The organism is Mycolicibacter algericus DSM 45454 (genome assembly GCF_002086455.1).
Lineage (GTDB): Bacteria > Actinomycetota > Actinomycetes > Mycobacteriales > Mycobacteriaceae > Mycobacterium > Mycobacterium algericum.
Genome location: NZ_MVHC01000002.1, coordinates 229,594 through 256,244, shown reverse-complemented (window position 1 = coordinate 256,244; position 26,651 = coordinate 229,594). Strand labels below are relative to the sequence as shown.

Here is a 26,651-nt window from a genome sequence, read left to right as displayed (position 1 = left end):
CGCTGATGCACGGTCTGGTGAATGGCGTCCGATTCGGCGCAGTGGTCATCGTGGTAGCGCTGGCGTTGGCTGGTTGCAGCGGCAGGTCAGGCTCGAAAGCGGTGGAGTCGACCACGCCGGAAGCGTCCTGGTCGGGTCCGGACGCGCCGCCGGACCCGCGGACCTTGCTTCGGGCCGGTGACCTCGCCGTTTCGCAGGTGCCCGAGAGCGTGCTGATCTTCATCGAGAGCCAGTCCAGTGACGCCGGAACCTGGAAGGCCCGAGTGGTCACCTCCGACGGCGCCGAACGGCAACTCAAGATCGGATCCGACGGGGTGGCGGTGCTGGTCGGCCCGACTGCGACCGAGGACAGCGACGCCGACAAGGCCAAGCGCCGCGCGAACGTCGAAGGCGCCCGCCTGGACTATCGGGCGGCGGTGAACAGGGTGTTGACCGCGGTTCCCAACGCCTCGATCACCGAGCTCAGTCTGCTCGACATGAACGGCACCGTCGTCTGGGATGCCGACGTTTGGGACGCCGACCTGGTCGAACGCGACGTCACCGTCGACGCGGCGTCCGGGGCGATCACCACCGACCGGTAGGTCTGAGTCGGCGGTCCAGCTTCGGCTCTCCTTCGTCGAGCCTCGCTAACCGCCGGCGCGGCCGGTGACGGGTGGCAGGTCGGCCAGCGTGACGATGCCCGGCGGGGCGGCGACCACCGCCGGCACCGCGTTGGTCACCGGCATCGCCGTATAGATCGAGCCCAGGCCGTTGAGGTTCGGCTCGCTCCAGTCCTTCGGTGGCAGGCAGTTGATGACGGTGCGCATGTTCGGCAGCCCGAACACCTGGATCACGTGGCCGTGCGCCACCGGCTTGGGCGGAGTGACGTGGCTGCCCATGATCCAGTTGAACCCCACACTGACGACGTTGCGGTCGCCGGCCCAGCCGCGGTGATACCCGAAGACACTGCCCACCGTGCCGGCGGGGATCTTCATGAAGCCCAGGTCGCTGTCACCGGTCGCGGCGGTGAACTGCACGTCGAAAGTCATCTTGTCCAGTTGCGCGCCGATCGCGTCGGCCATCATGGCCGCAGACTCGGCGAACACCTCGCTTTCGACGCGGACACTTTCGGCGAGCCCGGGAATGCCGGGATCCTGGCCGAAACCCATCGCCGCCATGGTGGCCGCCGACTCATAGGTCGAGCAGTCCACCGACTCGGTGATCCGGATCTCGTCGACCCGTTCGCACGCCCCGGACAGCACCATGCCGACCATGTTGGTCAACCCCGGGTGCGCGCCGCTGCCGAACATCGTCGAGTTGCCCGCCCGGCAGGCTTCCTCGATGCGGTTGCGGTCTTGCGGGGTCTGCTTGCCGCCGGTGATCCACGCCGCGGTGGAGCACACGTTGACCCCGGCTTCGAGTAGCCGGACCAACTCGTCGATGCTCGGCCACAGGGGGTTGTAGCAGCAGGCGTCGGGTTTGAGCGCGATCAGCGCGTCGATGTCGTTGGTGGCGGTGATCCCGGTGGGACCCGTCTCGGCGGCGCAGCCGGCCAGCTCGGCGGCATCCACGCCGACCTTGTCCTTGCCGTGGGCATACACACCGACCAGCTCCATGTCGGGACGGCCGATGATGGCGTGCAGCGAGCGCTGCCCGATGTTGCCGGTGGTCCATTGGATGACGCGCAACGGTGTGTCCATGGCTCACCACCATATTCGGGTGCGCCGAGACGGCTGTTGTGGCACCGTCGGATCTTGTGACCGGCGTGCAGGTGCGTACCGCGACCGACGGCGACTGGCCGGCAGTCGTGCTGTTGGAAAACACCGGCTTCGGGACGGTCCACCATCCTGATGACCTTGCCGCCTTCCGCGACCTGGTGCCGGCCGGCGGCACGGTGGTGGCCTGCGAGGGCGCCACGGTGATCGGCGTGGCGTTCTATCTGGACCTGCGCTTGACCGTTCCCGGTGGGGCGATTCTGCCGGCCGCTGGAATCAGTGGCGTGGTGGTGGCGCCGACCCACCGCCGGCGTGGGGTGCTGCGGGCGATGTACGACGAGTTGCACCGCCGCATAGCCGATGCCGGCTATCCGATCGCAGCGCTGACGGCCAGCGAGGGCGGGATCTACGGCCGGTTCGGTTACGGCCCGGCGACCGTCGATCACGGGCTGAGCGTGGATCGGCGATTCGCAGTGCTGCATGCCGACGCGCCCGACCCCGGAGGTGTGCGGCTGGTCGAGACCGCCGAGTGTGGCGGCGAATTCGCCGCGATCTATGACCGGTGGCGCGTCATCACTCCGGGCGGACTGCTGCGCCCACAGCCGCTCTGGAACGACGTCCTCGCCGACCGGCCGGAGGAGCGGGCCGGCGGCACCGCGCTGTTCGCGCTGCTGCATCCCGACGGTTACGCGCTGTACCGGGTGCGCGGTGAACACCCGAAGACGGCGCGGGTCGAGGAGTTCCGGGCGGTGACCGCCGAGGCGCACGCGGCACTGTGGCGCGCGCTGCTGGGGCTGGATCTGATTCAGGAGGTCGCCATCGGCACCTATCCCGACGATCCGCTGCCGTACCTGCTGACCGATACCCGGCTGGCACGCACCACCGGCCGCAAGGACCACATGTGGTTGCGCGCGATGGACGTCCCGGCCGTGTTGCAGGCTCGCCGCTACGCCTGCGAGCTGTCCGTTGTCCTGCAGCTGAATGACGGATTCCGTAGCGACGGTGGGCGATTCGCGTTGACGGTCCGCGACGGACAGGCAAGCTGTGAGCGCACCGAGGCGCCGGTTGACGTCGAGCTGGATCTCGATGTGCTGGGCATGCTGTATCTGGGCGTGCACCGGGCGTCGGTGATGGCCAGGGCCGGCCGGCTGCGGTGCGACGACGAGGCCGTGGTGCGCCGGCTGGACGCCGCCTTCGTCAGCGACGTCCCGGCGCAGCTGGGATTCTTCTTCTAAAGCGCGTCCTTGCCCGGAGCCTACAGCTTGGCCAGGTCGTAGCTGCCCAGGTTGTCCATCAGCACGTGTAGCTGGTCCTGCGATGAGCCCAGGGTGTGCTCGATCGCGGTGAGTCGGGCTGCCAGGTGGCCGACCGGGTACTCCCAGGTCACCCCGATTCCGCCGTGCAACTGGATGGACTCCTGGGCGATATGCCGCCCGGACCGGCCGACCTGCAGCTTAGTGCGTGCCGCGATCACCGGGTCGAGGTTGCCGTCGGCGATCGACATGGCCGCGTAGAGGCTCATGCTGCGGGCCAGTTCCAGCGACACGTACATGTCGGCGGCACGCTGGGTCAGGGTCTGGAAGGTGTTGAGCGTCACCCCGAACTGCTTGCGCGTCTTGAGGTAATCGGTCGTGAGCCGCAGTGCCTCTTCCATCGCGCCGACCGCCTCGGCGCACACCGCCGAGGAGATCCGGATCATCGCGTGCTCGATGGCCCCGGTGGCGTCGGTCGCCTCGCCGAGCGGGCTGCCCGGCGCATCGTCCAGGTCGATCTGGGCGCCGCGCTGGCCGTCGAAGGTCCGGTAGGGCCGGCGGGTCAGGCCGTCGGCGCTGCCGTCGACCACAAACAGCCCGGTCCCACCGTCCGGAAGTGCGGCGCTGACCACCAGCGTGTCGGCGCGGTCCCCGGTCAGTACGGGGTTCTTGCGCCCGCTTAACACCCACGAATCCCCTTGCCGCACCGCGTTGGTGGAGACCTGCGCAGCCACGCCGCGCATCCCCGGCTCGGTGTGGGCGAACGCCAGGATGTGCTCGCCCCCGGCGACGGCGTCGAGCAGTTCCCGCTGGTCGGCAGTGCCACGTTCGGCGATCAGCGCGCCGGGCCCGAGCGCGCCGTGGATGACCGGCTCAGGGGCCAGCCGCCGGCCCATCTCGGTGAGGACCACCATGATCTCCAGCGGACCGGATTCGTCCGGGTCGAAGCCCAGACCGAGAATCCCGGTGTCGGCCAACTGTTTCCACACCTGTGGATTGAAGCCGGGGTCGGCCTCGATGACGTCGTTGCGGGTCTCGGTGTCGTAGCCCGACAACATCGAACGGGTGGTGTCGCGCAGCAGAACCTGCTCGTCGCTGAGTTGAAAGTCCATGACCGTGGTACCTCCTACAGGCCGAGAATGGTGGACGCGATGATGGTGCGCTGCACCTCGTTGCTGCCGCCGTAGATCGACGTCTTGCGGTAGTTCAGGTAGGTCGGGGCGGCGTGCTGCGCCCACCCCGGTGACGCGATGTCCTCGCCTGCCTCGTAGGGCAGCGCGTCGGGGCCGGCCAGCTCGACGAACAGTTCGGTGACGGCCTGCTGCAGCTGGCTGCCGCGCAGTTTGAGCACCGACGACGCCGGGTTGGGCTTGCCGTCCACCGAGTCGCTCGATACCCGCATCTGGGTAAGTTCTAATGCCAGCAAATCGTTTTCGGTCTCGGCGAGTCGCGCCGCGAACAGCGGGTCGTCGAGTGCACCGAGCTCCTTGGCGCGCGCCTTGACCTCGGCGAGCCGGACTTTGGTGCGGGTCACCCCGGCAATTCCGGTGCGCTCGTTGCCGAGCAGGAACTTCGCGTAGGTCCAGCCGTGGTTCTCCTCGCCGACGAGCTGATCGGCGGGCACCCGCACGTCGGAGAAGAACACCTCGTTGACCTCGTAGCCGCCGTCGATGAGTTTGATCGGTCGCATGGTGACACCCGGTGTGGATACCTCGAACAGCAGGAAGGAGATACCGGCCTGCTTCTTGGGTGCTTGCGGGTCGGTGCGCACCAGGCAGAAGATCCAGTCTGCGTACTGGCCGAGCGTGGTCCAGGTCTTCTGGCCGTTGACGATGTAGCTGTCGCCGTCGCGCACCGCCGTGGTGCGCAGGCTTGCCAGGTCGGAGCCCGCATCGGGTTCGGAAAAACCTTGGCACCACCAGATGTCCAGGTTGGCGGTAGCCGGCAGGAAGCGTTCCTTTATTGCCTGGGAACCGAATTCGGCGATCACCGGTCCGACCATCTTGGCGTTGAAGGTCAGCGGCTCGGGCACCGATGCCAATTGCATCTCGTCGAGCCAGATCTGGTGCTGGGTCAGCGTCCAGTCCTTGCCGCCCCACTCGGTCGGCCAGTTGGGCACCGCCAGACCGTGGGCGTTGAGAATCCGCTGGGTGGTGACGATGTCGTCGGGAAAGATCGACTCGCCCCGCTGGCTGCGTTCCCGGATCTCGGCGGGGATCTCGGAGGTGAAAAAGGTACGCAGTTCGTCGCGGAATGCGGATTCTTCGTCGGTGAGTGCCAGTTGCACGGCGGACTCCTGGGTCGGGATGGAAACGCAGACTGGTATGCACACTAATCCGAGCCCGCCATGGCCGGTCCACAAGGCCGGTATCGTGCGTTTTTGTACGCTTGACCGCATGAGGCGGTCGTTGTTCGCGCTGTGCGTCCTGTTGTCGGCGGTGTCGTGTTCGGCGGAACCGGCCAAGCCCGCCGAACCGGCGCCGCGGCCGTCGGAGTCGCCGGCCGCCAAACCGGCCGCGCACATCGGCCAGACGCTGGACCTGATGCGGATCGGCGGGCAGAAGATCGCTGTGACGTTGACCGAGGTCATCGACCCGGCCACCGTCCCCAACGGCTGGGGCGAGGCCGGCAAGACCTACGTCGCGGCCAAACTGCGGATCGAGAACGCCGGAACGACGACCATCGTCGGCAACAGCAACAGCGATGTCTCGGTGGTCGGTTCGGACGACCACGACTACCAGGCTGATTTCGCCACCGTGACCGAATGCCAGGACGTCGGCTACGGCTGGTTCCTGATCGCCGCCGGTTCGTCGAGCACCGGTTGCGTGGTGTTCGCGCTGCCGTCGGGGGTCACCGCGACAAAGGTGCGTTACTCACCGTCCTCGGGCATCTCCCAGGATGTCGGCGAGTGGTTGAACCCGTAGCAGCGGCTTTCTGCACAGTGGCGCGTTGATCCACAATCGCGGGCCGCGCCCGGCGCCGGACCGGGTCGGCCGCCGGCGCCGGCATCTACGGTCGGCGCATGGCACCAGAACCACCCGGCGAGCGGCTGCAGCGGCGGCTCGGCCTGCTGCCCGAACCCGACCGCACCGAGAAAGCCGCCGAGCCCGGCGACGAAGCAGACCCGAACTCGTTGCTGCCGCGCTGGCTGCCCGACGCCACGGACGCCGGTTGGCTCGCCAAGGTGCGGGCTGATCCGGGCCGCGCCGGCGCGATCGCCTTGGCGGTGATCGCGGCGGTCGCAGTGCTCATCACCGTGTTCACGGTGGTCCGCGACCGGCCTGCGCCGGTGCTCAGCGCCAAACTGCCTCCGGTGGAGATGGTTTCGACTGCCAGCACGCGCGGCGCGGAGCCATCGGCAGATCCTGCGCCGGTCGCGGATCAGGTGGTGGTCAGCGTGGTGGGGTTGGTCCATAAGCCGGGGTTGGCGACGTTGTCACCCGGTTCCCGGATCGCCGATGCGCTCACCGCAGCCGGCGGGGCGCTCGACGGTGCGGACACCATCGGGTTGAACCTGGCCCGCCCGGTGGTGGACGGCGAACAGATCGTGGTCGGCCTGGCGCCGCCGGCCGGGCCGCCGGTACTAGGCAGCTCCGTCGGTGCGGCATCGCCGCCACCGGAGGCTCCCCGCAGCAGTACCGCGCCGACGGCGACGGCGACCAAACCCGAGCCGAAGGGCGGCGAACCGGTCAACCTCAACACCGCGACCGTCGAACAGCTCGATGCCCTGCCCGGCGTCGGGCCGGTGACCGCGGCAGCCATCGTGGCCTGGCGGGAAGCCCACGGCAAGTTCGCCGACGTGGACCAACTCGGCGATGTCGACGGGATCGGCCCGGCGCGGCTGGAGAAGCTGCGTGCCCTGGTGCGTGTCTGAGGCGTGGCTCAGCCACCGGCCCCGGCGCCACCGGCGGCCCGGCTGGACGTTCGGTTGGTGCCGGCGGCCCTGACCGGCTGGGCGGTCACCGCCGCCGGCATCCAGTGGCAGATCGGCGGCACCTTGGCGGCGCTGTGCGCACTGATCGGCGTCTCGGCGGCGCTGCTGTGGCGGCACGGCGGGCGCACGCGGCGGCCCGGTCATCGGCTGGCCGGTGCGGTCCTGGCGGCGGCGTCAACGGTGGGGGTGGGGTTCGGCTGGGCTGTCGCGCTGCGCACCGAGTCGCTGAGCCACCACCCGATCACCGCCGCATTCGGCCGCACCGCCCCGGTCACGGTCACCCCCAGCGAGAGTCCACTGCCGGCCGGCGCCCGTCGGCTGATGTTCCGGGCCACCCTGCAGTATCTCGATGGTGCAGAATCCTCGGGCCGGGTAGTGGTTTTCGCGTCCAATATCGAATTCGGTGACGTAATGGTGGGCCGGTCTATGGCGTTCCGCGCCAAAATCGCCCGTCCGACGCGGCGCGACCTGACGGCGGCGGTGCTGACCGCCACCGGCGAGCCGACGTGGGGCGATCCCGGACTTGTTGCGCGGAGTGCACATCAGGTGCGCGCGCGGTTCGCGGCCGCCGCCGGGCGGGTACTGCCCGGCGAACAGGCCCGGATGCTGCCCGCGCTGGTGCTCGGTGACACCTCGGCGATCACCGCCGCGACCGGGCGAGAGTTCCGGGCCGCGGGCTTGACGCACCTGATGGCGGTCTCCGGCGCCAACGTCACCATCGTCTGTGGTGCGGTGTTGTTTTCGGCGCGGCTGGTCGGGCCGCGCGCTGCGGCGGTGCTGGCCGGGGTCGCGTTGCTGGGGTTCGTCATCGTGGTGCAACCGACGGCCAGCGTGGTGCGGGCGGCGGTGATGGGGGCGATCGCGCTGCTGGGCGTGCTGTCGGCGCGACGGCGGCAAGCGATTCCGAGTCTGGCCGCCAGCGTGCTGGTGCTGCTCGCACTGGCCCCGCAGCTGGCCGTCGACGTCGGCTTCGCCCTGTCGGTGGTGGCGACGGCGGCATTGGTGCTCATCGCGCCGGTGTGGACGGCGCGGCTGGTGGCGCGCGGTTGGCCCGAACCCTTGGCTGCCGCGGTAGCCGTGGCATGGGCGGCAAACTTGGTCACCGCGCCGCTGATCGCCGGTATCTCCGGTCGGCTCAGCCTGGTCAGCACGCTCGCCAACCTCGCGGTCGCGGTGCTCGTCGCGCCCATCACCGTGCTGGGCAGCGCGGCGGCGGCGCTGTGCGGGTGGTGGCCGGCGGCCGCCGAACTGCTGATCCGGTTCACCGGCCCCGAACTGTGGTGGCTGGGCCACGTTGCCCACTGGACCGCCGGGGTCCCTGCCGCCACCGTGTCCGTGCCGGCAGGGGCGGCCGGGGTATTCGGCGTCGGCGCCGCTGCCGTCGCGATCGTGCGCTGTTGGCGCTGGCGGTGCTGCCGGCGGATGCTGACCGTCCTGGTCGTATGCCTGCTGGCGTGGTCGGTCACGGAGGTGTTGACCGGCTGGGCGGTTGTCGGGGCTGCGTGACACGATTGGCGGGTGAGCCAACCGGTTTCGCCGCTACACCTGATCCTCGGTGACGAGGAACTGCTGGTCGAACGGGCCGTCGCGCAGGTGCTGGCGGCGGTGCGGGCCCAGGCCGGCAGTGCCGACATCCCGGTTGACCGGTTGCGGGCCGGCGAGGTCGAGGCCGGCGAACTGGCCGAACTGCTCAGCCCGTCGCTGTTCGCCGATGAACGTGTGGTGGTGCTGGAAGCCGCCGGCGAGGCCGGCAAGGATGCGGTGACCCTCATCGGCGCGACGGCCGCCGACGTCCCGCCGGGCACCGTGCTGGTCGTGGCGCATTCCGGCGGGGGACGGGCCAAGGCGCTGGCCGGGCAGCTGCGGCAGCTCGGCGCCGAGGTGCATCCGTGCGCGCGTATCACCAAGGCCACCGAACGCGCCGACTTCGTCCGCGCCGAGTTCCGCCGGCTCAAGGTCCGGGTTGACGACGCCTGCGTCACGGCGCTGCTCGACGCGGTCGGCTCCGACATCCGCGAGCTCGCCGCGGCCTGCTCACAGCTGGTTGCCGACACCGGCGGGCATGTCGACGCCGTCGCGGTGCGCCGTTACCACAGCGGCAAAGCCGAAGTGAAGGGCTTCGACGTCGCCGATCGGGCGGTCGTCGGGGATGTCGAAGGCGCCACCGAGGCGTTGCGATGGGCGATGATCCGGGGCGAGCCGCACGTGGTGCTGGCCGACGCGCTGGCCGAGGCTATCCACACCATCGCCCGGGTGCGGCCCAAATCCGGAGACCCCTACCGGCTGGCCGGCGAGTTGGGCATGCCGCCCTGGCGGGTGCAGCGGGCACAGAAACAGGCCCGGCATTGGTCGCAGGAATCGGTCGCCGCCGCGGTGCGGCTGGTGGCGGGCCTCAACGCCGACGTCAAGGGCGCCGCAGCCGACGCCGACTACGCGCTGGAGGCGGCGGTGCGCAAGGTCGCCGAACTGGCCGCCCGCTGAGGAGTGCCGAACAGTCGCGAAAGCCCCCGAATTCCGACCGGAACGGGGGCTTTCGCGACTGCTCGCGAGTGGATCAGAGCTTGTTGAGAGCCCGCGCCAGCGCCGACTTCTTGTTGGCGGCCTGGTTCTTGTGGATCACGCCCTTGCTGGCGGCCTTGTCGAGCTTCCGGCCGGTCGACAGCAACAGCTCGCCGGCCTTCTCCTTGTCGCCGGCCTCGGCTGCCTCACGGAAGGCGCGGATCGCGGTACGCACCGCCGACTTCACCGACTGGTTGCGCAGCCGGGCGCGCTCGTTGGTCCGGTTGCGCTTGACCTGCGACTTGATGTTGGCCACGAAGTAGTTCCTTCTTAAAAGCTTGGTTGGGTTCGCCTCCCGAGATGGGAGCAACGGCTGTTCAGGTTACCAGCTGGCCGGTCAACTCCCCAACTTGGCTCAACTGTGACCGCTGTGCTCAGCCTCGTGCGACCACGTCGACCCGGTGCAGGTCGTCGCCGAGCTCGATCGGCCCGTCGAACTCCGCGGCCGCCAACGCCCGCCACTGTTCCTCTTGCCCGGGGGCGATGGCGGGCACGTAATGGGTCAGCACCAGCGTGCCGACTCCGGCGCGCCGGGCGGTGGCGCCGGCTTGGGCGACCGAGGAATGGTAGTCGCAGATGTCGCGGATCCGCTGTTGCGGCAGCGCAGCGATGAGGTCGCTACGGATCACGGTGTGCACCAGCGCGTCGGCGCCGGCGGCCAGCTCGTCGAGGCTGTCGCAGGGCACGGTGTCGCCGGCCATGACCACCGAGGCGGTTCCCGACGCGTCGGTGTGCTCGATGCGGAACCCGATGGTCGGTGTCACGGGCCGGTGGTCAGTGGGCGCCACGGTGATCCGCACGCCGTCGCGATCCCAGACCTGGCCGGCGGTGTGCTCCTGCACGTCGACCGGGGGCGGGGCGGTCAGGTCGTCGTGGTGGGCGATGCGGTAGCCGATGTCATGGCCGAACGCCCGCAGCATTGCCGCCACGACATCGGCGGTACCCGGCGGCCCGATGATCGGCAGCGGTGCGGGGTCGGGGGTGAACGTGGTGACCCACCGGGTGATCAACAGGTCGCCGAGGTCGGCGATGTGGTCACTGTGCAGGTGGGTGAGCAGCAGCGCGGCCAGCGTGTTGGCCGACGCGCCCGCGGCGGCCAGCCGCTGCAACACCCCGCGCCCGCAGTCGACCAGCAGCGCCTGGCCGCCGGCCCGGATCAGGGTCGACGGACCGGCACGGTTGGGGTCGGGGATCGGGCTTCCGGTGCCCAGCAGGGTGATCTCGATCGTCATGACGTCACATATGCCACAGAACTCCGTCTGCCGCTGGCTGATCTACAGAGTTTCGGCATCGCCGCCCCGCGACCGGGCAAAATGGCCTAGCCTGGTGTGAAGCAGATCACTGCGGCGGGAGGCTTCTATGCGGATCGCGGATGTATTGCGGAACAAGGGCGCGGCGGTGGTGACCATCCATCCGGATGCCACCGTCATGGAGTTGCTGGCGGGGTTGGCCGAGCACAACATCGGCGCCATGGTCGTGATCGGAACCGACGGCCTGCAGGGGGTGGCCTCCGAGCGTGACGTGGTTCGGCAACTGCACGTCCACGGCGCCAGCCTGCTGGCCCGGCCGGTGTCGGCGATCATGACCCGGTTGGTGGCGACCTGCACCAAATCCGACACCGCCGACGAGGTCAGCGTGCTGATGACCGAGCACCGGGCACGCCACATACCGGTGCTCGAAGACGGCCGGCTGGCCGGGATCGTCAGCATCGGCGACGTCGTCAAGTCGCGGATGGAGGAGTTGCAGGCCGAGCACGCGCAGCTGCGCTCCTACATCAGCCAGGGATAGCGGATCCCGCCCCCGGCAGGGCTCAGCTCCAGGCGTAGTCGCTGCGCAGCCGCGCGGCCACCACGTCGAACACCGTGCGTTCCAGGATGGCGCCCTCGCGCCGGATCGACTCCTCGGGCACGTCGAGCACCCGGTCCAGCCGTACCCAGCTGAGCCGGTGGGCGTCGTCCCAACTGCCCGCGCCGATGCCCAACCAATTCGTGTCCTCGGCGTGGCGCGGCTGGCTGGACAACATCAGTCCCAGCAGCACGCTGCGGTCACGTCCGACGACCAGCACCGGCCGGTCCTTTCCTTCGCGCGGATCGTCCTCATAGGCCACCCAGGTCCAGACGATCTCGCCCGGGTCGGCTCGGCCGTTGAGATCGGGCGCGTACACCAGGCGGCGTGCGCGGTGCGCGGTGGGGACACTGCTATTGGTTACCGGGCGGCCGGCCGGAATCGCCGGCGACGGGTCCGACGCCGTGCCGGTCAGCACTTCCAGGCCGAGCTTGATGCCCTGCTCGATGCCCCGCTGGATGCGCTGCTGCACCAGCGGCGCCTGCTCGAGTTGGCGGATGAACCGTGGAGCTTCGTTGAACACCAGGTTCTCCGCGAATCGCTGCACCGTCTGCCATGGGGTCTTCCGCGGGGAAGCCATGTTCGCAGCATAGGCGAAACGGGGTCGGGCGCCGGTGTACCGAGTTCGGTGCCGGAACGCTCGGGTGCTGTGCACGTGGAAGCGCCCCAAGAACTGGGCGAAAACTGAGTGCCGGTTGCCTCGCGGCCCCGCCCCGGGCGAGGGCTTCGGCGACGTTCCCGGGCCGGATGTGACGCGCCGACTTAGGTGGGCTAAGAAGCGACAAACACGGACCGTTCAGCGTATCTACCTGGGGAAAGGCTCGCAAGAACCTCGCTGGCACACAGCTATGTGAACGGGTAGTTGTGCCTAATCACAGGTATCTGTTAGATTTGACCAGCTTTGCAGCGGACGGTGCTGGGGGAGCATCCGGCGGTGGCAAAACGGCCCGCCGGTTGGACATCGTGAAAGGCAAATGAGGCTATGAACATTCGCAAAATCGGCGTAGTGGGGGCTTTCGCAGCGGGCGCGGCATTCGCATTGGCGCCGCTGGCGGCCGCGGAGACGGGTGACACCCCGGCGCCGCCCGACTTCAGCAACATCCTGGTGGGCCAGGTGCAGTCGATGAACTGGCTCTTCGGCGCTCAGGCCACGGCCTCGGGGGTCGACAGCGACCTCATCACCGCCGGCGACCCGACGACCGAGAACCCGCTGTCGTTCAGCACCATCTCCGCTGACGACTTGACGGACAACCCGGCCTTCGCGGCGATGCTGTTCGGCCCGAACTGGGAAGACGAGATGTCTTCCGACCCGGGCGCCTACAGCCTGTTCAACGGCGCGCTGACGCAGTTCTACGACGCCAGCAACGTGCTGACGTACGCGCTGCTGACCGGTGGCGGCGAGATCGACGTCGCAGACGCCGGCGACTACCTGTTCGGCAGCGAAGCCGGAATCGCCGACGGCTTGGCCGGTGACGGCTTCTTCGCCGACTTCGGCAACTTCTTCCAGGCGGGCGTGGCCGACCTGTTCGGGTACTTCGGATTGGGCGCGCTCGACATGTGATCGTCGCTTGCGAACGCAAACCCCCGGAGGTGCCGCCGCCTCCGGGGGTTTCGTTTTGGGGCCGTCGCCTCGCTACCCTGACAGGACAGTAGGCACACACCGCCACACCACCCGCTTCACCAGGAGATTCCCATCAGCAGCTTCGCCGACCAGACCTTCACCGCGCCGGCGCAGATACGGAACTTCTGCATCATCGCCCACATCGACCACGGCAAGTCCACGCTGGCCGATCGGATGCTGCAGCTGACCGGCGTCGTCGACGACCGGTCGATGCGCGCCCAGTATCTGGACCGGATGGACATCGAGCGGGAACGTGGCATCACCATCAAGGCACAGAATGTGCGGCTGCCCTGGGAGGTCGACGGTGAACAGTTCGTCCTGCACCTGATCGACACCCCCGGCCACGTCGACTTCACCTACGAGGTGTCCCGGGCGCTGGAGGCCTGCGAGGGCGCCATCCTGTTGGTCGACGCAGCCCAGGGGATCGAGGCCCAGACCCTGGCGAATCTGTACCTGGCGCTGGACCGTGACCTGACCATCATCCCGGTGCTCAACAAGATCGACCTGCCCGCCGCCGACCCGGAGCGCTACGCCGCCGAACTGGCTCACATCATCGGTTGCGAACCGGGCGATGTCCTCAAGGTGTCCGGCAAGACCGGCGAAGGGGTGGCCGACCTGCTCGACGAGGTCGTCAAACAGCTGCCCCCGCCCACCGGCGACGCCGATGCGCCCGCCCGGGCAATGATCTTCGACTCCGTCTACGACATCTACCGCGGCGTGGTCACCTATGTCCGCGTCGTCGACGGCAAGATCACGCCGCGCGAGAAGATCGCGATGATGTCCACCGGCGCCACCCACGAGTTGCTGGAAGTCGGCATCGTCTCCCCGGAACCCAAGGCCACCAAGGGGCTCGGCGTCGGAGAGGTCGGCTACCTGATCACCGGCGTGAAGGACGTGCGCCAATCCAAGGTCGGCGACACCGTCACCACCGCGCGGGGCGGCGCCGCCGAGGCGCTCACCGGCTACCGCGAACCCAAGCCGATGGTCTACTCCGGGTTGTACCCGGTGGACGGCTCGGACTACCCGAACCTGCGTGACGCGCTGGACAAGCTGCAGCTCAACGACGCCGCCCTGACCTATGAGCCGGAGACCTCGGTGGCGCTGGGTTTCGGCTTCCGCTGCGGCTTCCTGGGGTTGCTGCACATGGAGATCACCCGGGAACGCCTCGAGCGCGAATTCGACCTCGATCTGATTTCCACCTCACCCAACGTTGTCTACCGGGTGATTCGCGAAGACAACACCGAGGTGATCGTCACCAATCCGTCGGACTGGCCGGAAGGGAAGGTCCGCACCGTTTTCGAGCCCGTCGTCAAGACCACGATCATCGCGCCGAGCGAATTCGTCGGCACCATCATGGAACTGTGCCAGTCCCGGCGCGGTGAACTGGGCGGCATGGACTATCTGTCGCCGGAACGCGTCGAGCTGCGTTACACGATGCCGTTGGGCGAGATCATCTTCGACTTCTTCGACTCGCTGAAGTCGCGCACCCGCGGCTACGCCAGCCTGGACTACGAGGAGGCCGGCGAACAGGAGGCCGATCTGGTCAAGGTCGACATCCTGCTGCAGGGCGAGGCGGTGGACGCATTCAGCGCGATCGTGCACAAGGACTCGGCGTCGGCCTATGGCAACAAAATGACCACCAAGCTCAAGGAGTTGATTCCGCGCCAGCAGTTCGAGGTGCCGGTACAGGCTGCAATCGGCTCGAAAATCATTGCCCGCGAGAATATTCGGGCCATCCGGAAGGACGTGCTGTCCAAGTGCTACGGCGGTGACATCAGCCGTAAGCGCAAGCTGCTGGAAAAGCAGAAGGAAGGCAAGAAGCGGATGAAGACCATCGGTCGGGTCGACGTACCGCAGGAGGCGTTCGTCGCGGCACTGTCCACCGACGGCGGTGGGACCGCCGCGGAAAGAGCCAAGAAATAGTGGCCAACCGGGCGGGCAGAACCGCTGCCAGTGCGGCGGCGCTGGCGCTGCTGGCGAGCGGGTGCACCACGGTGGTCAGCGGAACAGTCAGGCCGGCACCGGGATTGGCGCCCACCCCGGTGACCGGAATCGCGGTCCGGCAGGTGTTGCTCGACGACGCGGAGTTGTCGAAGCTGATCGGTCAGCCCTTCCGCAGCGACCCCTCGTTGCCGCCACGGTTCGGCGGCGTCGACAGTCTGCCCGATGCCTGGGACACCGCGGGGCCGGAAGACTGCGTCGGCGCTGCGGTGGGCGGACAGCAGGCGGTCTACAAATCTGCCGGCGTGCAGGATGTCGCCCACGAGTTCTGGGACTCCACCTCTACCACCGGTGACTCGGCATTGACCGGGGTCGGTGAGGCCGTGATCGCCTTGGCCACCCCCGCCGACGCCGACGCGCTCTTCGAGAAGTTCACCCAGCAATGGGGCCGCTGCGACGGGGTCACGGTGACCCGCGGCGACGAGGCCGACGGCGAGGCCAGCGGTGAGATCATCGACGTCTCCACCAGCGACACGGTACTGACCGCCACCGTACGGACCACCGTGGACGGCGAGGTGGGCCTGCGGGTGTCACGCGCCGTGGCGGTTCTGGTGAACTGCATCGTCGACGTCGACGTGTTCTGGTTCGTCGGCGAGGAGGACCATGCCGACGCCCCACCGGCCGGGGACACCACCGCGGCCGACCTGGCCAGAGCGATGCTGGACAAGGTCCGCAACCTGAGCGGCTGACCCAGACCGGGCGGTCTCCACGCCGAGCAGTCCCCCGCAAGCGGGAGGTGCCCCCAGCGAAAGCGCCCTCAAACGGTCCGATTTGGTGGCTTTCGCGACTGCTCGCGCCAAATGGGCCGCCCCTAGTTGGGTGCGTTCGCGGGTTGGAAGCCCCCGGTGGAGTCGGCCTCTTCTTCGGCGCGGATTACGTGCACCACGGCGTTGATCAGCGCCAGGTGAGTGAACGCCTGGGGGAAGTTGCCCAGGTGCCGACCGGTGCGCGGCTCGATCTCCTCGGCATACAGGTGCAGCGGGCTGGCGAACGACAGCAGTCGCTCGCACAGATGCTTGGCCTGGCTGACCTCACCGATCTCCACCAGCGCCGAAACCAGCCAGAACGAGCAGATCGTGAAGGTGCCCTCGGTGCCGGACAGGCCATCGTCGGTCTCCTCGGTCCGGTAGCGCAGCACCAGGCCGTCCTCGGTGAGTTCCTCGGCGATCGCCATCACGGTGGCACGCACCCGCGGATCGTCGGCCGGCAAGAACCGGGTGAGCACCACGAGCAGCAGTGAGGCGTCCAGCGCATCGCTGCCGTAACTCTGCGTCAGCACACCGCGCGAATCCACCCCGTTGGCCAGCACGTCGGCCTTGATCTCCTCGGCGATCACCCGCCACTGCCGGGCGTAGGAGACCTCGCCCTGCAACTCGGCCAGCTTCGAGCCGCGATCCAGCGCCACCCAGCACATCACCTTCGACGAGGTGAAGTGCTGCGGTTCGCCGCGGACCTCCCAGATTCCGCGATCCGGTTCGCGCCAGTGGTCGATGGCTTCCTCCACCTGACGTTTGAGCACCGGCCACAGCGTTTCGGGGATCTGTTCGCGGGACTTGGCGTGCAAATACACCGAGTCGAGCATGGTGCCCCAGATGTCGTGCTGCCGCTGGTTGTAGGCGCCGTTGCCGATTCGCACCGGGCGAGCGTTGTCGTAGCCCGACAGATGCTCCAGTTCCTCTTCGGCGAGTTCGTGTTCGCCGCCGACGCCATACATCACTTGCAGCGGGCGCTGCTGGCCGTTATTGGCGCCGGACACATCGGCGATGAACGAGAAGAAATCGTCGGCCTCGCGGTCCAGCCCCAGTGTGTAGAGACCCCACAATGCGAAAGTCGAATCGCGCACCCAGGCGTAGCGGTAATCCCAATTGCGTTCGCCCTGTGGGGTTTCCGGTAGCGACGTGGTGGCTGCTGCCAGCAGGGCGCCGGTCGGCGAATAGGTCAGTCCCTTCAGCGTCAGCGCACTGCGCTGCAGGTAGGACCGCCACGGATGATCGGGGAAGTTGCCGATGTTGATCCACTGCCGCCAGCACTCGGTGGTGTTCCACATCTTGTCGGCGGCCTCGGCGTAAGTCTGCGGTGCCGGGTGTCGGGACCAGCTCAACGCCACGAACACGTCGTCGCCCTCGGTCAGCCGGGTGCGGGCCCGCGCCTCGCGGCCTTCCAGACCCAGCCGCAGATTCGTCGTCAACCGCAGTGTCGGGTGGGCGTCCGGGTTCTGCCGGGCCCGCGCGATCGCCTCGCCGTAGGCGTTGGACGAGTACTCCCAGGTGGCGCTGGTGCGGTGGTAGTCGAACGCCGGTTCGCAGCTCATGGTCAATTCGACGGTGCCGCTGACGCAGCGCACCGTGCGCAACAGGATGTGCTCGGCGTCCCAGTCGGTAGGGGTTCGCCGGTGGGTCTGCGACCGCGCCTCGATGTCGTGCCACTTGCCCATCACCAGCGCGTCGCGCACGATCAGCCAGCCGGTGTGGGTCTGCCAGGTGGTCTCCATGATGGGACTGCCGGGAAGGTAACGCCGCGCCGCAGGCACCGAAACCCCGTACGGTCCGAGCCGAAAGTGCCCGGCGCTGCGGTCCAGGATCGACCCGAAGACGCTGGGGGAGTCGGGCCGTGGCACGCACATCCACTCCACCGAGCCGGCCGCCGAGATCAGGCAGTTCGTTTCGCAGTCCGACAGAAACGCATAGTCGGCGATCGGTGGGAACGAGTTGCGGACCTGCCCCGGCGCCGCCGTATAAGGCACCGGCGCAGTGGCCGACAATGGCGGGGTCATTTTGGTCGCGACACGGGCATCGGAGGCTTTTCCGGTGACTTCGGGAGCGGTCTTGTCGGGTGCATCGCCCGGCGGGGTGTGCAGGACCATTCCGACATCATCTCTGGCGCCCTGCCGCGAGTCCACCTGACCCGCCCCTTGTCGGCGATCGCCGCGGTGCTGATGGCGGTGATCCGCTTCGATCGCCGCGGTGCTGATGGCGGTGATCCGCTTCGCCCGGCTTCGCCGCGCTCGCGATCGCCGCTAAGGTGGGCGGGGTGGTTGGCTTCCTGAGCTGGTGGGACGGCGTTGAGCTGTGGCTGTCCGGACTCGGCTTCGTGATCCAGACCGCAGTGGTGATGCCGGTGGTACTGGCGTTGGCCTACATCCTGGCGGTGGTCCTGGACGCGATGCTGGGGCAGGGGATTCGGGTACTGGAACGGGTCCGCCCCGACGACGGCGAGGCCCGGTAGATGCCGCGCTCGCAGGTGACGTTGATTCTGGTCGGATTGATCGCGCTGGTGATCGTCAGCTGGCTGCTGACCCGCTGAACTGCCGGGGGTTCATACCGCGGTTCCAGCTTCGGCGCTCCTCCGTCGAGCCTCGCTGAACCGCGGGGTTCCTGCCGCGGTTCCAGCTTCGGCGCTCCTCCGTCGAGCCTCACTGAACCGCGGGGTTCTGTTAGGCTTCCCCGCATGTTCGCAGCGTCCGGTGATGGAGTGTGCCGCGGCCCGGCCCTCCGGGTGTATGTCGCCGTGGGTACTTGCGCTGTGGCCGACGTGCACTGTTGTCGCTGACTCCCGCCCGTCGGCGCTCTGGGGTCGCAATGCCCGGCTTCTCATTCATCGGGCCACCACCTTTGCCACGCGACGGGAACCGATTTCCTCAGTCTGCACGGAAAGGTCACCAATGCCTCACACCGCCACCCGCCGCGCTGCCCTCGGTCTGGCCGCCATTCTGATCGCCGGGTGCGGCGGCGGCCCCAGCGACGTCGTGGGCGGCGGCGAACGGTCCGACGCTCACACCACGTTGACCCTGGTGGCATACGCGGTGCCCGAACCCGGCTGGAGCAAGGTGATCCCGGCCTTCTACGACACCGAGGCGGGCGCCGACGTGCAGGTCGTCACCTCCTACGGAGCCTCGGGTGACCAGTCCCGTGGCGTTGCCAACGGCAAGCCCGCCGACATCGTGAACTTCTCCGTGGAACCCGACATCACCAGGCTGGTCAACGCCGGCAAGATCGGCGAGGACTGGAACGCCGACGTCACCAAGGGCATCCCGTTCGGCTCGGTGGTGACCCTGATGGTGCGGCAGGGCAATCCCAAGCACATCAAGGGCTGGGACGACCTCCTGGCGCCCGGCATCGAGGTCATCACTCCCAGCCCGCTGAGCTCCGGATCGGCGAAGTGGAATCTGCTGGCCCCGTACGCCGTCAAGAGTGAGGGCGGCAAGAATGCGCAGGCGGGCCTGGACTTCGTCCACAGACTCGTCACCGACCATGTCAAGCTGCGCCCGGGCTCGGGACGGGAGGCCACCGATGTGTTCCTGCAGGGCAGCGGCGACGTGTTGATCAGCTACGAGAATGAGGCGATCGCCGTCGAGCGCAAGGGCAAACCGGTGGAGCACGTGAATCCGTCGCAGACGTTCAAGATCGAGAATCCGCTGGCGGTGGTGACCTCCAGCCGACACCTCGACACTGTCACCGCGTTCAAGAACTTCCAGTACACGCCCGCCGCGCAACGGCTGTGGGCGCAGGCGGGCTTCCGTCCGGTCGACCCGGGCGTGGCGGCGGAGTTCCGCGAGGAGTTCCCGGCGCCGGACAAGCTGTGGACGGTCGCCGATCTGGGCGGCTGGGAGGTCGTCGACGGCGGCCTGTTCGACAAGGACAGCGGCGCCATCACCAAGATCTACACCCGGGCCACCGGATGACCGAGATCGTGGTCACCGAGGCGACCCGCACCGGCGGAGACGAGCCGCCGGTGCACACCGGGTTGCATCGCGAAGGCGTCTCGCTGCGGGTGGGTGCTGCGGTGGTGTGGCTGTCGCTGATCGTGCTGGCGCCGCTGGCCGCGGTGAGCTGGCAGGCCGCCGGTGGTGGCTGGCAGGCGTTCCGGCTGGCGGTCACCTCGCACGCCGCGCTGGAGTCCTTCCGGGTGACGCTGACGATCGCGACCGGGGTCACCGTTGTCAACCTCGCGTTCGGGCTGCTGATCGCCTGGGTGCTGGTGCGTGACGACTTCGTCGGCAAGCGTTTCATCGACGTCATCATCGACCTGCCGTTCGCGTTGCCCACCATCGTCGCCAGCCTGGTGATGCTGGCGTTGTACGGCCCGGCCAGCCCGGTCAACGTGCACCTGCAGCACACCGCCTGGGGCGTCGGTTTGGCGCTGGCCTTCGTCACGCTGCCGTTCGTGGTGCGCGCGGTGCAACCGGTGCTGTTGGAGATCGATCGGGAGGTCGAGGAGGCCGCCGCGTCGCTGGGCGCCTCCGGTGCGACGATCTTTCGTTCGGTGGTGTTGCCGTCGTTGACTCCGGCGCTGCTGACCGGAGCGGGCCTGGCGTTCTCTCGGGCCATCGGCGAATTCGGCTCGGTGGTGTTGATCGGTGGGGCGGTGCCTGGCAAGACCGAGGTGTCCTCGCAGTGGATCCGGACCCTGATCGAGAACGACGACCGCACCGGAGCCGCGGCGATCTCCCTTGTACTGCTCACGGTTTCGTTCTTGGTGTTGCTGGCACTGCGGGTGCTGGGTGCGCGGGTGGCCAAGCGACAGGAGCGGTCCTGATGACACCGTCACCGAAAGTCCGTTACCTCATCCGCTTTCTGGCTCTGACCTACATCGGCCTGTTGCTGATCGTTCCGGTGTCTTTGATCCTGTGGCGCAGCTTCGCGCCCGGATTCGGACAGTTCTTCGCCTACATCTCCACTCCGGCCGCGATTTCGGCGTTGCAGCTGTCGCTGCTCGTGGTGGCGATCGTGGTGCCGCTGAACGTCGCTTTCGGTATCCCGACGGCACTGGTGCTGGCCCGCAACAGGTTCCGCGGCAAGGGAGCGCTCCAGGCGATCATCGACCTGCCTTTCGCGGTGTCGCCGGTCATCGTCGGTGTCGCGCTGATCGTGCTGTGGGGATCGGCCGGGTTGCTGGGTTTCGTGGAGAACAACTGGGGTCTCAAGATCATCTTCGGCCTGCCCGGCATCGTGCTGGCCAGCATTTTCGTCACCCTGCCGTTCGTGATTCGGGAAGTCGAACCGGTGCTGCACGAACTGGGCACCGACATGGAGGAAGCGGCCGCGACGCTGGGTTCGAGCTCGTGGCAGACGTTCTGGCGGATCACACTGCCGTCCATCCGGTGGGGACTGACCTACGGAATCGTGCTGACCGTGGCGCGCACCCTGGGCGAGTACGGCGCGGTGTTGATCGTGTCATCCAATCTGCCCGGCACATCCCAGACGCTGACACTGCTGGTGTCCGACCGCTACAACCGCGGCGCCGAATACGGTGCCTACGCCTTATCGACGCTGCTGATGACGGTTTCGGCGCTGGTGTTGATCGTCTCTGTGGCGCTTGACATGCGGCGGGCCGGGAAGGGGAGCAGATGACCGACGCGATCACCGTGCGCGGAGCCAACAAACGCTACGGCGACTTCGTTGCACTTGACAACGTCGACTTCGCGGTGCCGTCCGGGTCCCTCACCGCACTGCTGGGCCCCAGCGGTTCGGGCAAGTCCACATTGTTGCGGGCGATCGCCGGCCTGGACCACCCGGACAGTGGAACGGTGACGATCAACGGCGTCGACGTCACCGGTGTCCCGCCGCAGCGGCGCGGCATCGGATTCGTGTTCCAGCACTATGCGGCGTTCAAGCACATGACGGTGCGCGACAACGTGGCGTTCGGGCTCAAGATCCGCAAACGGCCCAAGTCCGAGGTCAAGGAGAAGGTGGACAACCTGCTGGAAGTGGTCGGGCTCAGCGGGTTTCAGGCCCGCTATCCCAACCAGCTCTCCGGTGGGCAGCGGCAGCGGATGGCGTTGGCGCGGGCATTGGCGGTGGACCCCCAGGTGTTGCTGCTCGACGAGCCGTTCGGGGCATTGGACGCCAAGGTCCGGGAGGATCTGCGGGCGTGGCTGCGCCGGCTGCACGAGGAGGTCCACGTCACCACGGTGCTCGTCACCCACGACCAAGCCGAGGCGCTGGATGTCGCGGACCGTATCGCGGTACTCAATCAGGGCCGTATTGAACAGCTCGGCTCCCCGACCGAGGTCTATGACGCTCCGGCGAACGCGTTCGTGATGTCGTTCCTCGGGGCGGTGTCCTCGCTCAACGGCGCCCTGGTGCGCCCGCACGACATCCGGGTCGGTCGCACCCCGGAGATGGCGGTGGCCGCCGTCGGCGATACCGACGAGGCGTCCGCGGTGCTGCGCGCGGTAGTGCACCGGGTGGTGGCGCTGGGCTTCGAGGTCCGTGTCGAGCTGATCAACGCCGCCACCCATGCGCCCTTCATCGCCCAGATCACCCGCGGCGACGCCGAGGCGCTGGCCTTGGTCGAAGGGGACACCGTCTATGTGCGGGCCACCCGGGTGCCGCCGCTGGCGGAGACGCCGATCACTGACGCGTCGGTGACGGCGTAGCCGGCCGTCATCGTGGGGTTCGGTCGCCGCGGCCCGCGGCGGCCGGCGCGGGGACATGGCTCAGCGCCCGCAGGTGCCGTCCCGCCGGTTGCGGGCGCTCATGTGCTGCCACCGTGCATGCCAGCGATTCCACCCGTCGGGACGGCGCGGTCGTCCCGCGTACCGGCAGACCGAATCCGGCCATCACGTCGAGCATGGCCTGGCTGCGCCGGAAGCTGACAGCCTCGTTGTTGCCCGGGAGGCGCCGGAGCTGGGAGGCGGCCATTACCACCGCCGAGCCCACGGCCTGCCACATCGAGGCGACGGGAACCGCTCGTTCGCTCACCCCGTGTAGCCAGACGAACAGTGGCGCCAGGGCGCGGTGGCACCGGTGTGCCACCCAGGTGATCAGGGCCGACTCGTCGGGCAACACCACCACCGCGTCCCGGTGCAGGGGGCGGCCGTCATGCCCGATGGCCGGATCGTCGGGAAGTACACGCATCGTGGGATCCACCACGGCCGCCCAGTCGATGTCGTTGTCGCTGTCGAAGTGCACCCACAGGTTCTCCAGGCCGGTGTCCCATGCTCTGCCCTCCAGCAGCACCAGCGGTAGCACCCGCCCGAGCACTTCGTGGGTCAGCCGGCCGGCCAGCAGATTTCCCGCCATGCGCCGGCCCGCGACCGTGGCAGTCTCGTCGAAGACGCTCCCCAGCCGGTCGATGGTCAGGACGGAGTCCATCGGGCACCAGCGACGCTTGTTGACCTCGGCCAGCACCGTGACACCGTAGGTTCGTGGGTACAGCGGATGTAGTTCACGAAGGCGCTGGCAGGATTCATGCAGTGCCAGTGGCCGTTGATCGTCCATTCCCGCGGTGAGTGGGTTCTCGCCCCTCGGCGCCACCGGACCTCCGTAAGTAGGTTAGGCTAACCATACTCAAGGCCGCCCATGGGCGGAGCAGCTGTGACCGTTTTCACTGTTGCGCGCGTGGTTCGAGGGCCGGTCAGGCTGCGAGGCGATCGGCCAGCGCCGTCTCCACCCGGTCCAGCACGGTCGCGGCCACCAGGCGGTGCGCGCCGAGCGGCTCGGCCATCGGAATGCCCTCGCGGCGCGCGTATTCGGCGATGCCGTCGGTGATCTTGCCGTGCGCCAGGAACCACGGCGCGATCATCAGCCGCTCGGCGCCGCGCGCCTGGAGCCGCTCAACTGCCTGCGGCACCGAGGCCGCCATGGTGGCGAAAGCCATTTCTACACCCGCCCAACGGGTTCCGCGAGACAACCGGTCGGCGACGCGTGCGGTGCCCGCGTTGGCGGCAGCATCCGATGATCCGACCGCGACCGCCACCACACCCAGCTGCGGGTCGAACCGCGACGCCCCGGCCGACGTCAGCCGCTCACCGAGCACCTGCACCAGTCGACGGTCTTCGCCCAGCGTGGGAGCCACCCGGACGGCCGCCCCGGATTCTTCGATCATCCCCGGGATGTCGATGCGGGCGTGGTACGCGCTGGCCAACAGGAACGGCACCACGATGGCGTCGTCGCCGACGTCGGCGAGCACGTCGCGCAGATTCGGGGTGTTGTGTTCGCAGAACGCCACCCGCACATCATGTTCGGGCGCCACCCGGCGCAGGTGCCCGGCGATCGCCCGGGTGTTGGCAGCCGAGCGCGGATCCCGGCTGCCGTGAGCCGTCAAGACCAGCGTGGTCCTGAATGCGTCACGAAGCATGGAGCCCGCATTCGGTCTTGGCACTACCGGCCCAGCGGCCGCTGCGCGGATCGGCGCCGGCCGCCGGTTTGACGGTGCACGGCGCGCAGCCGATCGACGGGTAGCCCTCGTCCACCAGGGGGTTGACCAGCACGTTGTGCTCGGCGATGTAGGCGTCCATCTCCGCGTCGCTCCAGGCGGCGATGGGGTTGATCTTCACCAGACCGAACTGCTCATCGAAGCTGACCAGCGGGGCGTTGGCCCGGGTCGGCGCCTCCACCCGGCGCAGCCCGGTCACCCACGCCGAATAGCCGCCGAGCGTGCGGGCCAGCGGTTCGACCTTGCGCAGCCGGCAGCACAGCGCCGGATTCGACGCGAACAGATCCTTGCCGTGGCCGGCGTCCTGCTCGGCGACGGTCTGCTCCGGGGTCACGTTGACCAACTGGATGTCGTACATCGCCTCGACGGCATCGCGGGTGCCGATGGTCTCGGCGAAGTGGTACCCGGTGTCGAGGAACAGCACCGGAACCCCGGCGCGGACCTTGGCCGCCAGATCCACCAGCACCGCGTCGGCCATATTGGAGGCCACCACGTAGTTGCACGTCGCGCCGCCGCGCGGGCCGTTCACCCCGCCGAAGTTCGCCTCGGTCCACTCCAGCAGCTCGGTGGCGGTGGCGCCGTCGAGTTCGGCGGCACCCTTGGCGGCCAGTTCGCGCAGCTCGTCTTCGCTGTGGGGCCTCATCGCAGGTCGTCCTCCTCGGCCCGCACCGCCCACTGCGCGAATCGCTCGCCGGCGTTGCGCTGCTTGATGAAGTTGCGCACCACCCGGTCGATGTAGTCACCGAGGTCGTCGTTGAACACCTTGTGCTGACGCAGTTTTCGGCCGAAACCGCTGTCGGCGCCCAGGCTGCCGCCGAGGTGCACCTGGAAACCCGGGACCGAGTTGCCGTTACCATCGTCGATCATCTGGCCCTTGAACCCGATGTCGGCCACCTGAATGCGGGCGCACGAGTTGGGGCAACCGTTGATGTTGACGGTGACCGGGACGTCCAACTGCGCATTGAGGTCATCCAGCCGCTGCTCGAGTTCGGGCACCAGACTCTGCGCGCGCACCCGGGTCTCGACGAACGACAGCTTGCAGAACTCCAGGCCGGTGCAGGCCATCAGGTTGCGCCGCCACGGCGACGGGTCGGCTGGCAGGCCCAGCGCATCGAGTTCGGCCAGCAGGCCGTCGAGCTTCTCGTCGGGCACGTCGAGGATGATCAGCTTCTGATACGGGGTGAACCGGGCGCGGTCGGTACCGACCTGCTCCATCAGTTCGGCGATCTTGAGCAGCGTGGCGCCGTTGACCCGGCCGGAGATCGGGGCCACCCCGACCGCGTTGTGGCCGTTGCGGAGCTTCTGCACCCCGACGTGGTCGATGGTCGCGGTGGGCTGCGTGGGCGCCGGGCCGTCGATCAGCTTGCGGCCCAGGTACTCGGTTTCGAGAACTTCCCGGAATTTTTCCACACCCCAGTCCTTGACCAGGAACTTCAGCCGGGCCTTGGACCGCAGCCGGCGGTAGCCGTAGTCGCGGAAGACCCGGGTGACGGCTTCCCAGACGTCCGGGACCTCATCCAGCGGCACCCACGCGCCGAGCCGCTTGGCCAGCATCGGGTTGGTCGACAGGCCGCCACCGACCCACAGGTCCAGGCCGGGGCCGTGCTCGGGATGGTTGACGCCGATGAAGGAGATGTCGTTGATCTCGTGGGCGACGTCCTGCAGGCCCGACACCGCGGTCTTGTACTTGCGCGGCAGGTTGGCGTACTCGGCCTTGCCGATGTAGCGCCGGACGATCTCGTCGAGCGCGGGGGAGGCGTCGAGCACCTCATCGAGGGACTCCCCGGCCAGCGGCGAGCCCAGCATGCCGCGCGGGCAGTCGCCGCAGGCCTCCAGGGTCTGCAGACCGACGGCGGCCAGTTGATCCCAGATCTCGGGAACCTTCTCGATCTCGATCCAGTGGTATTGCAGGTTCTGCCGGTCAGTGATGTCGGCGGTGCCGCGGGCGTAATCGACCGAGATCTGACCGAGGGTGCGCATCGCGGTGGCCGACAGCGCCTTGCCGTCGCAGCGCACCCGCATCATGAAGTATTTGGCCTCCAGCAGGTCGGCGTTCTCATCGCCGGTGAAGGTGCCGTCGTAACCCTGCTCACGCTGGGTGTAGAGACCCATCCAGCGGAACCGGCCACGCAGGTCGTCCTTGGGGATGCTGTCGAAGCCCTGCTTGGAGTAGACGTCGATGATGCGCGCCTGCACGTTGAGCGCCGGGTCGTCCTTCTTGAATTGCTCGTTGCTGTTGACCGGTTCGGTCTCACCGAGCGCCCACTGGGCCTCGCTGCGCTGCCGGCCCTTGCTCGGCGCGGACGGGGTGGCGGTCATCGATTCTCCTTCGGAAAAGGAGCCGGCAGGGATTGAGCGCAGGTCACCGGTGGCTGAGTCCGGCGGCGCAGATCCGGCGGCCAGCTGGGAAAGTACAGGTGGGCGGTTCTACGACATCAAGGCAGACAGCGACAGGTGCAAACTCGCTTGAAATCGATGTGCCGCCGAGCCACCAGGGCAACCCCGGATGCGGTGCAGTAGGCGGCAGTCACACGGGCGATTATGCCATGGATGCCGAAAATCTTCCTTACCGGCGCAAAGTTGTG

At 68.2% G+C, this 26,651-nt stretch carries 26 protein-coding genes; 15 read left to right on the top strand and 11 right to left on the bottom strand.

The genetic code is table 11. The annotated features are described in order from the left end of the window. The first annotated feature begins 5 nt into the window (after positions 1 to 5). The gene (locus BST10_RS03035; protein WP_083036328.1) at positions 6 to 581 is read left to right on the top strand and encodes a PepSY domain-containing protein; all 576 of its coding nucleotides are present in this window, start codon (positions 6 to 8) and stop codon (positions 579 to 581) included. 45 nt (positions 582 to 626) lie between these two features. On the opposite strand, the gene BST10_RS03030 is transcribed toward BST10_RS03035, so the two are convergent. After that, on the bottom strand, positions 627 to 1,679 hold the full coding sequence (locus tag BST10_RS03030; protein WP_083036327.1) for an NAD(P)H-dependent amine dehydrogenase family protein: 1,053 nt from the start codon (positions 1,677 to 1,679) through the stop codon (positions 627 to 629). A gap of 38 nt (positions 1,680 to 1,717) precedes the next feature. Here BST10_RS03030 and BST10_RS03025 point away from each other — a divergent pair, with 38 nt between their 5' ends. Continuing rightward, on the top strand, positions 1,718 to 2,929 hold the full coding sequence (locus BST10_RS03025; RefSeq protein ID WP_083036326.1) for an enhanced intracellular survival protein Eis: 1,212 nt from the start codon (positions 1,718 to 1,720) through the stop codon (positions 2,927 to 2,929). 20 nt (positions 2,930 to 2,949) lie between these two features. Here BST10_RS03025 and BST10_RS03020 read toward each other — a convergent pair whose 3' ends face one another. After that, positions 2,950 to 4,059 (bottom strand): acyl-CoA dehydrogenase family protein, encoded by a 1,110-nt coding sequence (locus BST10_RS03020; RefSeq protein ID WP_083036325.1) that lies wholly within the window; start codon positions 4,057 to 4,059, stop codon positions 2,950 to 2,952. A 14-nt stretch (positions 4,060 to 4,073) separates the two neighbouring features. Then, complete coding sequence (locus BST10_RS03015) at positions 4,074 to 5,234, bottom strand: acyl-CoA dehydrogenase family protein (protein ID WP_013828434.1); 1,161 nt, start codon at positions 5,232 to 5,234, stop codon at positions 4,074 to 4,076. Between the two features lie 109 nt (positions 5,235 to 5,343). Here BST10_RS03015 and BST10_RS03010 point away from each other — a divergent pair, with 109 nt between their 5' ends. The 4 genes from BST10_RS03010 to holA all read left to right on the top strand — a co-directional run bounded on the left by BST10_RS03010 (position 5,344) and on the right by holA (position 9,362). Next, positions 5,344 to 5,871 carry a DUF4352 domain-containing protein gene (locus BST10_RS03010; RefSeq protein ID WP_083036324.1) on the top strand — a complete coding sequence of 176 codons (528 nt, stop codon included), beginning with the start codon at positions 5,344 to 5,346 and terminating at the stop codon, positions 5,869 to 5,871. Positions 5,872 to 5,969: 98 nt separating this feature from the next. Then, the gene (locus BST10_RS03005; RefSeq protein ID WP_083036323.1) at positions 5,970 to 6,821 is read left to right on the top strand and encodes a ComEA family DNA-binding protein; all 852 of its coding nucleotides are present in this window, start codon (positions 5,970 to 5,972) and stop codon (positions 6,819 to 6,821) included. Between the two features lie 3 nt (positions 6,822 to 6,824). Then, positions 6,825 to 8,387, top strand: coding sequence for a ComEC/Rec2 family competence protein (locus tag BST10_RS03000; RefSeq protein WP_083036322.1), 1,563 nt, complete (start codon positions 6,825 to 6,827; stop codon positions 8,385 to 8,387). Between the two features lie 12 nt (positions 8,388 to 8,399). Then, entirely contained in the window at positions 8,400 to 9,362 is a 963-nt protein-coding gene (holA, locus tag BST10_RS02995; protein WP_083036321.1) for a DNA polymerase III subunit delta, read from the top strand. Positions 9,363 to 9,435: 73 nt separating this feature from the next. Here the strand turns inward: holA and rpsT are convergent, their stop codons facing one another. Together rpsT and BST10_RS02985 are read right to left on the bottom strand one after the other, a co-directional pair. Beyond that, positions 9,436 to 9,696: a 30S ribosomal protein S20 gene (gene rpsT / locus BST10_RS02990; RefSeq protein WP_013828439.1), complete on the bottom strand. Its 261-nt coding sequence runs from the start codon at positions 9,694 to 9,696 to the stop codon at positions 9,436 to 9,438. Between the two features lie 118 nt (positions 9,697 to 9,814). Then, complete coding sequence (locus BST10_RS02985; protein ID WP_013828440.1) at positions 9,815 to 10,672, bottom strand: ribonuclease Z; 858 nt, start codon at positions 10,670 to 10,672, stop codon at positions 9,815 to 9,817. A gap of 127 nt (positions 10,673 to 10,799) precedes the next feature. Here BST10_RS02985 and BST10_RS02980 point away from each other — a divergent pair, with 127 nt between their 5' ends. After that, a complete protein-coding gene (locus BST10_RS02980; protein WP_013828441.1) occupies positions 10,800 to 11,228 on the top strand; it encodes a CBS domain-containing protein in 429 nt (142 codons plus the stop codon). Positions 11,229 to 11,250: 22 nt separating this feature from the next. Here the strand turns inward: BST10_RS02980 and BST10_RS02975 are convergent, their stop codons facing one another. Beyond that, positions 11,251 to 11,865, bottom strand: coding sequence for a type II toxin-antitoxin system PemK/MazF family toxin (locus BST10_RS02975; RefSeq protein ID WP_083036320.1), 615 nt, complete (start codon positions 11,863 to 11,865; stop codon positions 11,251 to 11,253). A 402-nt stretch (positions 11,866 to 12,267) separates the two neighbouring features. On the opposite strand from BST10_RS02975, the gene BST10_RS02970 reads away from it, so the two are divergent. The 3 genes from BST10_RS02970 (at position 12,268) to BST10_RS02960 (ending at position 15,596) form a co-directional block, all read left to right on the top strand. Continuing rightward, positions 12,268 to 12,846, top strand: coding sequence for a hypothetical protein (locus BST10_RS02970; RefSeq protein WP_013828443.1), 579 nt, complete (start codon positions 12,268 to 12,270; stop codon positions 12,844 to 12,846). Between the two features lie 126 nt (positions 12,847 to 12,972). After that, positions 12,973 to 14,829 (top strand): translation elongation factor 4, encoded by a 1,857-nt coding sequence (lepA, locus tag BST10_RS02965; protein ID WP_083036319.1) that lies wholly within the window; start codon positions 12,973 to 12,975, stop codon positions 14,827 to 14,829. Next, positions 14,829 to 15,596, top strand: a complete 768-nt coding sequence (locus BST10_RS02960) for a sensor domain-containing protein (RefSeq protein WP_083036318.1) — start codon at positions 14,829 to 14,831, stop codon at positions 15,594 to 15,596. The genes lepA and BST10_RS02960 overlap by 1 nt, the downstream gene beginning before the upstream one ends. A 122-nt stretch (positions 15,597 to 15,718) precedes the next feature. Here the strand turns inward: BST10_RS02960 and BST10_RS02955 are convergent, their stop codons facing one another. Continuing rightward, the gene (locus BST10_RS02955) at positions 15,719 to 17,770 is read right to left on the bottom strand and encodes a glycoside hydrolase family 15 protein (RefSeq protein WP_013828446.1); all 2,052 of its coding nucleotides are present in this window, start codon (positions 17,768 to 17,770) and stop codon (positions 15,719 to 15,721) included. Between the two features lie 158 nt (positions 17,771 to 17,928). Between BST10_RS02955 and BST10_RS02950 the strand changes: the two genes are divergently transcribed. The 5 genes from BST10_RS02950 to BST10_RS02930 all read left to right on the top strand — a co-directional run bounded on the left by BST10_RS02950 (position 17,929) and on the right by BST10_RS02930 (position 22,285). Continuing rightward, positions 17,929 to 18,132: a hypothetical protein gene (locus BST10_RS02950; RefSeq protein ID WP_443093857.1), complete on the top strand. Its 204-nt coding sequence runs from the start codon at positions 17,929 to 17,931 to the stop codon at positions 18,130 to 18,132. A 436-nt stretch (positions 18,133 to 18,568) separates the two neighbouring features. Then, the gene (locus BST10_RS02945; RefSeq protein WP_083036317.1) at positions 18,569 to 19,588 is read left to right on the top strand and encodes an extracellular solute-binding protein; all 1,020 of its coding nucleotides are present in this window, start codon (positions 18,569 to 18,571) and stop codon (positions 19,586 to 19,588) included. Continuing rightward, positions 19,585 to 20,442 carry a sulfate ABC transporter permease subunit CysT gene (gene cysT, locus BST10_RS02940; RefSeq protein ID WP_109559372.1) on the top strand — a complete coding sequence of 286 codons (858 nt, stop codon included), beginning with the start codon at positions 19,585 to 19,587 and terminating at the stop codon, positions 20,440 to 20,442. Before BST10_RS02945 ends, cysT begins: the two co-directional genes overlap by 4 nt. Beyond that, the gene (gene cysW, locus BST10_RS02935; protein WP_013828450.1) at positions 20,442 to 21,257 is read left to right on the top strand and encodes a sulfate ABC transporter permease subunit CysW; all 816 of its coding nucleotides are present in this window, start codon (positions 20,442 to 20,444) and stop codon (positions 21,255 to 21,257) included. Before cysT ends, cysW begins: the two co-directional genes overlap by 1 nt. Then, on the top strand, positions 21,254 to 22,285 hold the full coding sequence (locus BST10_RS02930) for a sulfate/molybdate ABC transporter ATP-binding protein (protein ID WP_083036316.1): 1,032 nt from the start codon (positions 21,254 to 21,256) through the stop codon (positions 22,283 to 22,285). The genes cysW and BST10_RS02930 overlap by 4 nt, the downstream gene beginning before the upstream one ends. A 7-nt stretch (positions 22,286 to 22,292) precedes the next feature. On the opposite strand, the gene BST10_RS02925 is transcribed toward BST10_RS02930, so the two are convergent. From BST10_RS02925 to BST10_RS02910, 4 genes are all read right to left on the bottom strand, one after another. Further along, positions 22,293 to 23,129 carry an iron reductase gene (locus BST10_RS02925; RefSeq protein WP_083036315.1) on the bottom strand — a complete coding sequence of 279 codons (837 nt, stop codon included), beginning with the start codon at positions 23,127 to 23,129 and terminating at the stop codon, positions 22,293 to 22,295. 136 nt (positions 23,130 to 23,265) lie between these two features. After that, entirely contained in the window at positions 23,266 to 23,988 is a 723-nt protein-coding gene (locus BST10_RS02920) for a sirohydrochlorin chelatase (protein ID WP_083036314.1), read from the bottom strand. Then, the gene (locus tag BST10_RS02915) at positions 23,978 to 24,709 is read right to left on the bottom strand and encodes a phosphoadenylyl-sulfate reductase (RefSeq protein WP_083036313.1); all 732 of its coding nucleotides are present in this window, start codon (positions 24,707 to 24,709) and stop codon (positions 23,978 to 23,980) included. The genes BST10_RS02920 and BST10_RS02915 overlap by 11 nt, the downstream gene beginning before the upstream one ends. Further along, complete coding sequence (locus tag BST10_RS02910) at positions 24,706 to 26,385, bottom strand: nitrite/sulfite reductase (RefSeq protein WP_083036312.1); 1,680 nt, start codon at positions 26,383 to 26,385, stop codon at positions 24,706 to 24,708. The genes BST10_RS02915 and BST10_RS02910 overlap by 4 nt, the downstream gene beginning before the upstream one ends. Positions 26,386 to 26,651: the final 266 nt, after the last annotated feature.